Source organism: Halorubrum aidingense JCM 13560 (assembly GCF_000336995.1).
Lineage (GTDB): Archaea > Halobacteriota > Halobacteria > Halobacteriales > Haloferacaceae > Halorubrum > Halorubrum aidingense.
In genome coordinates this window covers 345,337-356,283 of sequence record NZ_AOJI01000017.1, presented here as the reverse complement: position 1 = coordinate 356,283, position 10,947 = coordinate 345,337, and the positions used below count along the sequence as shown (strand labels likewise).

At 66.9% G+C, this 10,947-nt stretch carries 8 protein-coding genes and 1 tRNA gene; 7 read left to right on the top strand and 2 right to left on the bottom strand.

Going from position 1 to position 10,947, the window contains the following annotated elements:
* Positions 1–58: 58 nt before the first annotated feature.
* Positions 59–448, top strand: a complete 390-nt coding sequence (locus C461_RS04980; RefSeq protein WP_007999186.1) for a hypothetical protein — start codon at positions 59–61, stop codon at positions 446–448.
* 51 nt (positions 449–499) lie between these two features.
* Positions 500–2,557, top strand: coding sequence for an AMP-binding protein (locus C461_RS04975; protein WP_007999184.1), 2,058 nt, complete (start codon positions 500–502; stop codon positions 2,555–2,557).
* A 35-nt stretch (positions 2,558–2,592) separates the two neighbouring features.
* Here the strand turns inward: C461_RS04975 and C461_RS04970 are convergent, their stop codons facing one another.
* Positions 2,593–3,060 carry a redoxin domain-containing protein gene (locus tag C461_RS04970; RefSeq protein WP_007999182.1) on the bottom strand — a complete coding sequence of 156 codons (468 nt, stop codon included), beginning with the start codon at positions 3,058–3,060 and terminating at the stop codon, positions 2,593–2,595.
* A 159-nt stretch (positions 3,061–3,219) separates the two neighbouring features.
* On the opposite strand from C461_RS04970, the gene C461_RS04965 reads away from it, so the two are divergent.
* Both C461_RS04965 and C461_RS04960 read left to right on the top strand, forming a co-directional pair.
* Complete coding sequence (locus C461_RS04965) at positions 3,220–3,501, top strand: Sec-independent protein translocase subunit TatA/TatB (protein ID WP_007999181.1); 282 nt, start codon at positions 3,220–3,222, stop codon at positions 3,499–3,501.
* A 50-nt stretch (positions 3,502–3,551) separates the two neighbouring features.
* Positions 3,552–3,624 (top strand) — tRNA-Arg (locus C461_RS04960).
* Positions 3,625–3,765: 141 nt separating this feature from the next.
* Here the strand turns inward: C461_RS04960 and C461_RS04955 are convergent.
* On the bottom strand, positions 3,766–4,482 hold the full coding sequence (locus tag C461_RS04955) for a DUF1405 domain-containing protein (RefSeq protein WP_007999180.1): 717 nt from the start codon (positions 4,480–4,482) through the stop codon (positions 3,766–3,768).
* Positions 4,483–4,609: 127 nt separating this feature from the next.
* Between C461_RS04955 and C461_RS04950 the strand changes: the two genes are divergently transcribed.
* From C461_RS04950 to C461_RS04940, 3 genes are read left to right on the top strand one after another with little or no spacing between them, the layout of a single operon-like run.
* Positions 4,610–8,323: a type II/IV secretion system ATPase subunit gene (locus C461_RS04950; RefSeq protein WP_007999179.1), complete on the top strand. Its 3,714-nt coding sequence runs from the start codon at positions 4,610–4,612 to the stop codon at positions 8,321–8,323.
* Between the two features lie 27 nt (positions 8,324–8,350).
* Positions 8,351–10,390, top strand: coding sequence for a type II secretion system F family protein (locus C461_RS04945; protein WP_007999177.1), 2,040 nt, complete (start codon positions 8,351–8,353; stop codon positions 10,388–10,390).
* A complete protein-coding gene (locus tag C461_RS04940; RefSeq protein ID WP_007999175.1) occupies positions 10,380–10,946 on the top strand; it encodes a DUF7287 family protein in 567 nt (188 codons plus the stop codon). The genes C461_RS04945 and C461_RS04940 overlap by 11 nt, the downstream gene beginning before the upstream one ends.
* Position 10,947 lies beyond the last annotated feature (1 nt).

The following is a 10,947-nucleotide window of genomic DNA, read 5'->3' as shown; positions in this document are numbered from 1 at the left end:
TCCGCGTTCGAACGGTCGTGTGGGCGGGATTCAAACCTCGGGGCGACGACTCTTCTCCATGGATCGACGCGAACTCCTCACGGCGGCGGCCGCGACCGTGACCGCGGGAGCAATCTCGGGATGCCTCGGGCTCGGAGAGGCCGAACCCGGTCGACTCGATCTGACGGTGCGAAGCGACGGCGACGCCCCCGTCGACGTGAAGGTGGTCGTCCGCGGCGACGACGGAACGATATATGCGGAGCGCTCCGAGCGCGTCGACGTCGGCGTCGCCCGCGCGTTCGAGGCGACCGTCGGCGGAACCGGTCGCCACGAGGTCACCGTGACGGGCGACGACTGGGAGGGACGGCTCGCGTGGGACGCTTCGGTCTGCGGCCTGTTCGACGGGACGGTCGCCGTCGATACCGATCGAACCGTCGCGGTCGCCGGCGAGTGCGTCGAGCCGCGGTAGCGAATCATTCAGGAAAGTTACTTACTATCTCCGCGGAAACACGGACGTAGAATGGACGAGTACGAGGGGATAACCGAAGTCGTACACGAACCAACCGAGGCGTTCGCCGAGGCGACGAACGTCGCGGCGTTCATGCGCGAGTACGGCATCGACGACTACGAGGAACTGATCGCCCGGACCACCTCGGACGTCGAGGGCGAGCCGGCCTCCGGCGTCGACTGGTTCTGGGACGAGATCGTCGACTACCTCGACATCGAGTTTTACACCGATTACGACGCGGTCCGCGACAGCGCGGAGCGGAGCTCCGCGGGCAACCGGACGCAGTCCGGTGACGACAGCGAGGGGCCGCAGTTCTCCGACTGGTACCCCGGCGGCGAGATCAACGTCGCGCACAACGTCGTCGACAGACACGCCGCGGTCGACTCGCCGACTCGCAACCGGGTCGCGCTGATCTGGGAGGGCGAACCGGGCGACGTCCGCGAGATCACGTTCCACGAACTGGCCCGCGACAGCAACCGCGTCGCCAACTATCTCGACTCCGTCGGGGTCGAGACGGGCGACACCGTCGGGCTCTACATGCCGATGGTGCCCGAAGTCGTCTCGATTCTTTACGGGTGCCTGAAGGTCGGCGCGATTGCCGTCCCGATCTTCTCCGGCTTCGGCACGGAGGCGACGGCGACCCGCATCGACGACGCGGAGCCGTCGGTGCTGTTCACCGGCGACGGCTTCTACCGCCGGGGAAGCGAGGTGCGGCTGAAAGAGGCTGCGGACGCCGCCATCGACGAGGCCGGTCAGATCGAACACACCGTCGTCTACGACCGGCTCGGGGCGACGCCCGACGGGGACGCCGACGAGCCGGTTCCGTGGAACGACGACCGGGACGTGACGTGGACCGACGCGGTCGCGTCGCAGTCGCCGAGCTACGAGACGAAACGCCTCCCGAGCGACCAGGAGTCCATGTTGCTGTACTCCTCCGGGACGACCGGGACCCCGAAAGGGATCGTTCACACCCACGCCGGAGTCCTGACGCAGTGCGCCAAGGAGATCCACTTCGGGTTCGACCAGAAGCCCGCGGACCGGTTCTTCTGGGTCTCCGACATCGGCTGGATGATGGGGCCGTGGACGCTGATCGGCAACCACGCGTTCGGCGGGACGGTGGTGATGTACGAGGGCGCGCCCGACCACCCGCAGCCGGACCGGTTCTGGGAGATGATCGACCGTCACGGAATCACCCAGTTCGGCATCTCGCCGACCGCGATCCGCGCGCTCCGGAAACACGGCGACCAGTGGGTCGACGACCACGACCTGTCGAGCCTCCGGATTCTCGGGTCGACCGGCGAGCCGTGGGACCCCGAGTCGTGGCAGTGGTTCCACGACGCGATCGGCGGCGGCGAGTGCCCGATCATCAACATCTCCGGCGGCACGGAGATCTGCGGCTGTTTCCTGATGCCGATGCCGAACCAGCCGCTGAAACCGTGCACGCTCGGCGGACCGGGGCTCGGGATGGCGATCGACATCGTCGACGAGACCGGTGAGTCGATCAAGGCGTCCGGTGAACGAGGATTCCTCGTCGCTCGCGACTCCTGTCCGTCGATGACGAAGTCGCTGTGGTCCGGCGACGAGCGCTACCTCGAGGAGTACTGGTCGACGTGGGAGGACCTGTGGGACCACGGCGACTTCGCGCAGAGAGACGACGACGGCTTCTGGTTCCTCCACGGGCGGGCCGACGACGCGCTCAACGTCGCGGGTCGGAAGGTCGGCCCCGCCGAGATCGAAGGCGTGCTCATCGACCACGACGCGGTCAATCAGGCTGCCGCCGTCGGCGTTCCGGACGACACCACGGGGACCGCAGTCGTCGCGTACGTCGTCCTCGAACCCGGCGTCGAGCCGACCGACGACCTCCGCGAAGAGCTTCGGACCCTGGTCGGCGAGGAGCACGGGAAGCCATTCCGCCCGCGCGAGCTGCTGTTCGTCGACGCCTTCCCGAAGACGCAGTCCGGGAAGATCATCCGGCGCGCGATCGAGTCGGTGTACAACGACGAGGACCCGGGCGACCTCTCCTCGATGGAGAACCCGGAGGCCCTGGAGGGGCTTCGCGACCCGATCTGAGCACGGGGCGCGACCGGTCCGTCGGCTCTGCCGGTTCAGTTCGCGTCCGCGACCGCCTCGGCGAGCGCGTCGTAGTCGGGTTCTTGTCCGGCGGTGTTCGCGAGCCAGCGGTACGTCACGACGCCGTCGGCGTCGATCACGAACACCGCTCGCTGGGCGACGGTCTCGACCCCGTAGTGCTCGAAGTCCTCGATCACGTCGTACGCCTCGATCGCGCGGTGGTCGGGGTCGCCGACGAGCGCAAAGGGGAGATCGTACTGCGCCCGATAGGCCGCGAGCGCGTGCGGGAGGTCGGTGCTCACCCCGAAGAGGGCGGCGCCGTCGCGGTCGAACTCGTCGCGAAGCGCCGCCATCTCGTCGGTGCAGGTGTTCGAGAACGCGGCCGGGAAGAAGGCGAGCACGACCGGTTCGTCGCCGAGGTGCTCGGCGAGGTCGAACGGTTCGATATCGCCGTTCACGAGCGAGGCGGTAAACGTCGGTGCGGTATCGCCAACGCGTGGCATACCGATCGGTGCCCGCGGAGAGGTATCACGGTTTCGACGGCGACTGCGAGCGAGGAGAACCCCGCGGCTGGCGGGTGTGTCGGCTGTGCATTCGGCGTCTGCGGTAGGCTCACCGAGGCAAAAAGACTATAATCGCCACAGGGCTACTCCGGTATAGAGATGGCAAGCGCGATTCCACTGATCGGCGGTATCCCGGCGGGCCCGGAGCTCCTCATCATCCTGCTCGTTCTGGTCCTTCTGTTCGGCGCGAACAAGATCCCGAAACTCGCACGGTCGACCGGCCAAGCGATGGGCGAGTTTAAGAAGGGCCGCGAGGAGGTCGAGGACGAACTGAAACAGATGCAGACCGACGAGGACGACGCGGCGCTCGAGGAGGACGACGACGCGACGCTCGACGAGGACGACGACGAGCTCGAAACCGAGAAAGAGACGAGCGCGTAACCGGCTCCGCGGCGCCGATCGACCCGCGACGACACGTTTTCTGCACTCCTGGGCACGTGGCCTAGCGGACAGGGCGAGAGGTTCCTAACCTCTCGATCGCGGGTTCGAATCCCGCCGTGCCCGCTATCTGCGAGCGAAGTGAAGCAGTAGCGGCATAAGCGAGATTCGAAGTAGGGAACGAGCGAGCACAGCGAGCGGAGTGACTGAGGTTCGAATCCCGCCGTGCCCGTATTTTACTTCGGTCAAGACGGGCACGACCGGTCTTCACTCGCTCCCGTTCAGCCGCCGGAACGATCGCCCAGCGAGCCACACCGAGCCGACGCCGATCGCGAGCGTCGCGCCCGCCAACGGGGGGCCGGGCTCGTACAGGAGCGGCGGGTGGTAGCCGAACCCGTAGTCGACGACGACGTTGACGACGACGAGCGCCAGCGCGAGCGTCAGCGCACCGCGGCTGGTCCGTCCGAACGCGGGAAACAACAGCGCTAGCCCGACGAAACAGAGGTGCGTGCCGAGCACGCCCCAGTAGTAGATCCACGCGTCGGGCGCGGCGACGTACGCGTCGAACGCGAGGTTCAACGAGACGAGCGGCCAGAGCCCGAACTGGACCAGCCAGACGAACGCCAGCGTGTGGAGGTACGCGAGCGACGCGGAACCCGGCTCGTCGGCGGTGACTGGCTCCCCGGCCCTGACCGTCGGGACGAGACGGAGCAACACGACTGCACCGAGCGCGACGGCGACGGCGGAGTCCGCGTACAGCGGCCACAGCCACGGGGGGACCGACCCGGCGGTCGGCGCGTAGTACCCGACGCCCACCGCGAACATGAACCCGGTGAGCACGAGGACGACGCCGAGGCTCCGCGGCGTTCCGAGCAGTTCCGCGGCGACCGCCGCGCGAACGCGCCCGCGGATCGTCGGATCGCGGAGGCGTCGGATGGAGCGCCGAATCGATCGTCCGATCGGGGGGCGGTCTGGTGGCGTCACATCGTCCGTTCCGCACCCGTCGACCTTAAAAACCGTCAGTCGGCAGACAACCCCGTCGAGACGATCGATTATCACTCCCGGGTTTTTGCTAGACACCTTTTTCAACGGGCGAATCATTGCCGCACGTATGGCTACTGAGGACGCCGAGCGTTCGCCCCCGTCTCCCGACGACGCGGCGGGTGCCTCGGCGTCCGATCCGCCGGTCTCGCTGGGCCGGTACTCGTGGCGGTCGTTCCTCCGCGATCGCGGACGCGAGGACGCTGCGGCGGCGCTGTACGACGACATCGGAGAGGCACCGACGGTGCCGGCGAGCGCGGTGCGCGTTCACCTCCCGGACGGGGCGCCCGCAATCGTCCGCGCCGACGGTATCGACGAGGCGTTCGAGGCCGACGGCGACACGTCTGTCCCCGGCCACGGCACGCCCGAGGCCGGAACCCTCGTCGTCGGCCGCGGGGACGTCGTGCTCGACGGGCGCGCGGTCGTCGCCGACGGCGAGACGAACATCACCGCGCGATCGGGGGACACTGAGCCTCTCGAACGAGATTCGCAGGGCGACCGCGACGCGGAAGCCGGTGAGAATGCGGAAGAGGGTGAGGGCGACGGTGCGCCGACGGGCGAAGACGACGTGGGTGAGGATGACGAGGGGGACGACGTGGGTGAGGATGACGAGGGGGACGACGTGGGTGAGGATGACGAGGGGGACGACGTGGGTGAGGATGACGAGGGGGACGACGTGGGTGAAGAGGACGAGACGGAGCGCGAGACTGCGGAAGCGGGGACCACCGCGGCGGTCGAGCCCGGCGACTCCGCTGTCTCAGAGCCCGCCGTCTCAGAGCTCGCCGCCTCCCCGGTCGCCGACGTGAACGGCGTCGGCGTCGCGGGCACGGTCGTCGCCGCCGGCGCCGACGTGGAGACCGTTCCGCGGCGGGCGCCGACGACCGAGGAGTGGGCTCGCGTCGACGTGGACCCGAGCGAGTTCCTCGGCTTCGACCCGAGCGAGACGGCGTTCCGTGCGACCGCGGCGGCGGCGGTCGGAGACGCCCTGTGGGACCTGTGCGCTGCCCGGTACAACCTCTACGAGGTGCCGGTGCTCAAAGGGTACTACACGTGGGATGACTACCGCGACGAGTACTTCCTCGACGAGGAGGGGAACCCCCCGACCGAAACAAACGAAGCGGGGGAAGAGGAGCCGCTCTCGTTCACTCATGAGGACAAGACCGAAGCCCTCGGGTTCGACCCCGACCGGACCGAGGACCTGCTGGGCGCCGGCGGCAACGCCGCGGCCGACCTCGCCGAGCTGGTCGACGAGCGCACGGTGAACGTCAACCCCGAGGTCGACGAGGACGCGTTCTTCTCGACGGACGACGGCCACACGACGCTCGCGAATCGGTACGACCTGGAGAAGGCCGTCCCGATGGCGAAGAAGACGCACTTCTCCGAGATCGAGCGCTACTGGGTGAACAAGCCGTACGCGTTCGTGATGGTGTTCCGGTCGACGAAGGAGAACGAGGTCAAGTACTACGCGGTCCAGCCGTATCGCACCGAGATCGAGACCGACCTCGTCGAGTTCCTCACCGGGAAGCTCCGAACGTCGATCAAGTACGCCGACGAGTCGATCGCGGGCGGCGACGAGGCGTTCCGCAAGGAGGTCATCGTCGACGAGACGCTGACGCTGCTCGACCGATACGATCTGTACGACCGGCCGGAGGACGGTCGCGGGCTCGTCCACGACCTCGCGGACGACCTCGCCGACCGGTTCGGGTTCGACGTTACTGAGGGGGTCGTGGGTCGGATCGCCGAGTCGCTCGGCTACGAGCCGCCAATCGAGGCGAGCCCGACCCCGCCGCGGATCCTCGCGCGACCCGAGCCGGCGGTGTTGGCGGAGGACCCGGAGACGCTCTCGGAGCATCAGGTCGAGAAGCTGCTGTACTACCTCAAACGGGACTTCATCGGCTACGAGCGGATCGACCCGATCAAATACGACATCAACGTCGAGGACATCTCCTGTGACGGGTACAACTCGCCGGCGTTCGTCTACCACTCCGATTACGAGCAGATCATCACCAACATCTACCACGGCACCGACGAGCTCGACGACTTCGTCGTGAAGCTCGCGCAGCGCTCCGGGAAGGGGATCTCGAAGCGCCGCCCGCAGGTCGACGCCACCCTGCCCGACGGCTCCCGCGCCCAGCTCACGCTCGGTCGCGAGGTGTCCGATCACGGGACCAACTACACGATCCGGCAGTTCAACGACGTCCCCTTCACGCCGATCGATCTGATCAACTGGAAGACGTTCTCCTTAGAGGAGATGGCGTTCCTCTGGCTCTCCATCGAGAACCACAAGAGCCTGATCTTCGCCGGCGGGACCGCGTCGGGGAAGACGACGAGCCTGAACGCCGTCTCGCTGTTCATCCCCTCGAACGCCAAGATCGTCTCGATCGAGGACACCCGCGAGGTCGAACTCCCGCAGCGCAACTGGATCGCGTCGGTGACCCGTCCCTCCTTCTCCGACGACGACAAGGGCGACATTGACGAGTTCGACCTGCTGGAGGCCGCGCTTCGGCAGCGTCCCGACTACATCGTGATGGGCGAGATCCGCGGCGAGGAGGGCCGCACCGCCTTCCAGGTCATGTCGACGGGCCACACAACCTACACCACGTTCCACGCCGACTCCGTCGGCGAGGTGCTCAAGCGGTTCACCACGGACCCGATCAACGTCTCGAAAACGATGTTCACCGCCCTCGATCTGGTCTCCGTCCAGACGTCGACGCGAGTCCAGGGCAAGAAGGTCCGCCGGAACAAGTCGCTGACCGAGATCAACCACTACGACGCCGAGAACGACGAGATCAACGTGCAAGACGTGTTCCAGTGGCAGGCGGAGACCGACGAGTTCCTCCAGATGGGCGATTCGAACACCCTCGAAGACATCATGTTCGATCGCGGGTGGAACCGGCAGACGCTCGACGATGAGCTCCGGAAGCGTCGCGTCGTGTTGGCGTACCTCATCGACCGCGGGCTGAACAGCTACGCGCAGGTGGCAGCGACGTTCCAGGCGTTCATCAACGACCCGGAGACGGTGTTAGCGCTGATGGCCAACGAGGAGCTGGAACGGTCGTTAGAGGACCTCCGCGAGATGGAGTCGGTGCTGATCAACGTCGACCGCGACAAAGAGGAGATGGTTCCGCGTCCCGATCCCGACGAGGCGGGTCGCGAGGAGGTCGCCGAGATCCTCGACAGCGCCGATGAGTTGTTCGCGGAGTACCGCGGCAAGATGCCGGACTCGGTCGCAGATGCGCTCCTCAGCGTCGAACCGGCACTGGACGTCGAGGCGCAACCCGACAGCGACCACGCGACGCTCGCAGAGACGGCTCGGGAGGCGGCGACGCTCGCGAGAGACTCGCCCGCAAACCGCTCAAGTGAGGAGAGTTCACCCGACGGCGCTCCCGAAGCCGGCCCGTCCAACGGTGATGAATCCGACGGCGGTGAGTCCGCGGTCGAGACCGATTCGTCTCGGGCGCCGAAGCCCCTCCCGCACGACGCGTTCGAGGGGGTCACCGACACGACGACGCCGGACGATGACGGAACCGACGACGGAAGCGCGATCGACTTCGACGAACCGTTCGATGACGGGATCGACGTGCTAGACCCGGACTCGAACGCCTCCGACCCGAACGGGGCGAACGACGGCGACACCGATGTTGACGACGGCGACACTGACGGCGACGACGCCGTCGACGCCGACGACGCCGACAGCGATGATAGCGATGACAGCGACGACACCGACAGCGATGATATCGACGACTGGGGATTCGGCACGGTCGAGTCCCCGGAGGAGCGTTAGCGGCATGCGTCGAGCAAGGTGGCACCGATGAGTCTCGACACCGGCGTCGGCGACGGCTCGGCCGACGGCGATGTCATCGCGGAGCTGTTCTACCCCGTTTTCGAACTGCTGTTCGACGCTGACGGGGACTTCGTCGGCGACGTGGAGCGCAAGCTGGCGGAAGCCCGGATGCCGGACCACGTCGAGATGTACGTCTCGCGGGCGCTCGGCGCCGGCCTGTTGGTCGGCGGACTCCTCTGGGCGCTCGGTACGACCGTCGGGTACGGCGTCTTCTCGCTCGGACTGATCGACCCGAACGCGCTCTCGCTCGGCATGCCGGCTCCCACACCCGAAGTTCGGGCGTTTCTCCGCTCGCTCGTCGTGCCGACGGCGATACTCATCAGCGGGCTCGTCTTCGGATCGATCGGGTTCGCCACGGGGTTCGGGGGCGTGATCGCGATCCCCTACTCGCGGGCGTCGTCGCGGAAACGCGAGATCAACCTCCTGCTCGCCGACTCGGTCTCGTTCATGTACGCGCTGTCGGTCGGGGGGCTCAATCAACTGGAGATCCTCCGCGCGATGGCGACGGCAGAGGACACCTACGGCGAGGTGTCCCGAGAGTTCCAGAGCATTGTCAACGAGACGGAGTACTTCGGGACCGACTACCGGAACGCGATCCGCCAGCAGTCCCTCGAAACGCCCTCCGACGAGCTGTCGCAGTTTCTCGCGGACATGCTCTCGATCGTCAACTCCGGCGGCAACATGGAGAGCTTCTTAAAGGATAAAAAGGAGAAACACCTCCGCACGTCGAAACAGGAGCGGGAGATGACGCTGGAGACGCTGGAGCTGTTCGGCGAGATGTACATGACGCTCTCGCTTTTCCCCCTGCTTCTCATCATCATCCTCGTCATCATGGGGATGATGGGCGAAGCGGACGACAGGCTGCTGTACGCGACCGTGTACGTGCTCATCCCGCTCACCGGGGCCGGATTCCTCGTGTTGGTCTCGACGGTGAAACAGGACGAGCCCGGAGACGGCTACCTCCGTCCCGACGGCGGGAGCGAGCGGCTCCGGCAGACGAGCAAAGAGGGGCTGTTCCATTTCGGACTCATCGAGGCGTTCGTGGGGACGTTCAGCGTGTTCGACCGGATCCGCGAGCGGGAGGGGACCTACAAGACCACACAGATCGTCTCGGCGCCGCATCTGTTCCTTCGAGACAACCCGCTGTACACCCTCGCGTTCACGATTCCGGCGGCGTTCGTCATCGTCGGCGTCGCGGCGGCCACCGGCAACGCGCCGACGACCTTCGACGGCTGGGTGGACCGCCCGGTCTGGTCGGCGTTCGTCTGGGTGTACGTTCCGGCCTACCTGGTCATGGTGCCGCTCGCGGTGTTCTACGAGTGGAGCCAGCGCTCGAAGCGGGCGATCACCGGGAAGCTCTCGGAGAGCCTGCGAAAGCTGTCGTCGGCGAACGACACGGGACAGACGCTGCTCGAATCGGTCCAGACGGTGTCGGAGACGTCGACGGGCCAACTCGCCGAGGAGTTCGAAGTCGTCCACGCGAAGGTGAACTACGGGATGAGCCTCCGAGACGCCTTAGTCGAGTTCAACAACTCCTACGCCGTGCCGCGGCTCGCCCGGACGGTGAAACTGATCTCGGAGGCGCAGGAGGCGTCCTCACAGATCACGGACGTGCTGACGACCGCGGCGCAGGCGTCCGAGAACCAAGACGACATCGACCGCGAGCGAAAGTCCCGGACGCGGATGCAGGTCGCGATCATCGTGATGACGTACATCACGCTGTTGGGCGTGATGGCCATCCTCCAGACGCAGTTCATCGAAGTGATGGGCGATCTCGTCGCGCAGGGAAGCAGCGGAGGCGGCGGGCAGGCCGGGAACTCGCAGTTCGGCGGCGGCGGCGTCGACCCCGACGTGCTGTCGATGCTGTTCTTCCACGCGGTGACGATCCAAGCGGTGCTGTCGGGGTTCATCAGCGGGTACATCCGCGACGCGGAGATCATCTCCGGCGTCAAGTTCGCCGTGATCCTGATGACGCTCGCGCTGGGGGTGTGGATCTATGTCGGGTGATCGCACGGGGGGCCGGCGTCGCTCCCCGGCTGACGGTGCCCAACGTCGATCCGATCCGGACGAGGACCGCGCCCAGACCGTCCTCGATTTCGTCGTCGGGATGTCCGTGTTCCTCGCGGTGGTCGCGTTCACCTTCGCGTTCGTACCGTCGCTTTTGGAGCCGTACACCGCCGGCGAGGGAGCGACGGTCATCGTCGCCGAGCGGGGCGCCGCGCAGTTGGCGGAGTCGTCGCTCGCGAGTGCGGAGTCGTCGGCGGTGCTGTCGCCGGCCTGTACGCTCGCCTTTTTCGACGGCACGAGCCCGGAGAGGGCCGAGTCGGAGTGGGAGTGCGGGTGGGAGGCGAACGCCGACGCGCTGCACACCGAACTCGGCATCGCCAAGTTCCGAGGCGCGAACGTCACGATCACTCAGAACGGCACCGTCGGGACGATCGGCCCAGCCGACGTTCCGATGCGCGCCGGCGACGAGCTGCCGCGAAGCCGGAGCGTCGCCGCGGCCAGTCGCATCGTCGACATCGGCGGCGAACCGTACCGGCTCACGCTCCGGGTGTGGTGAG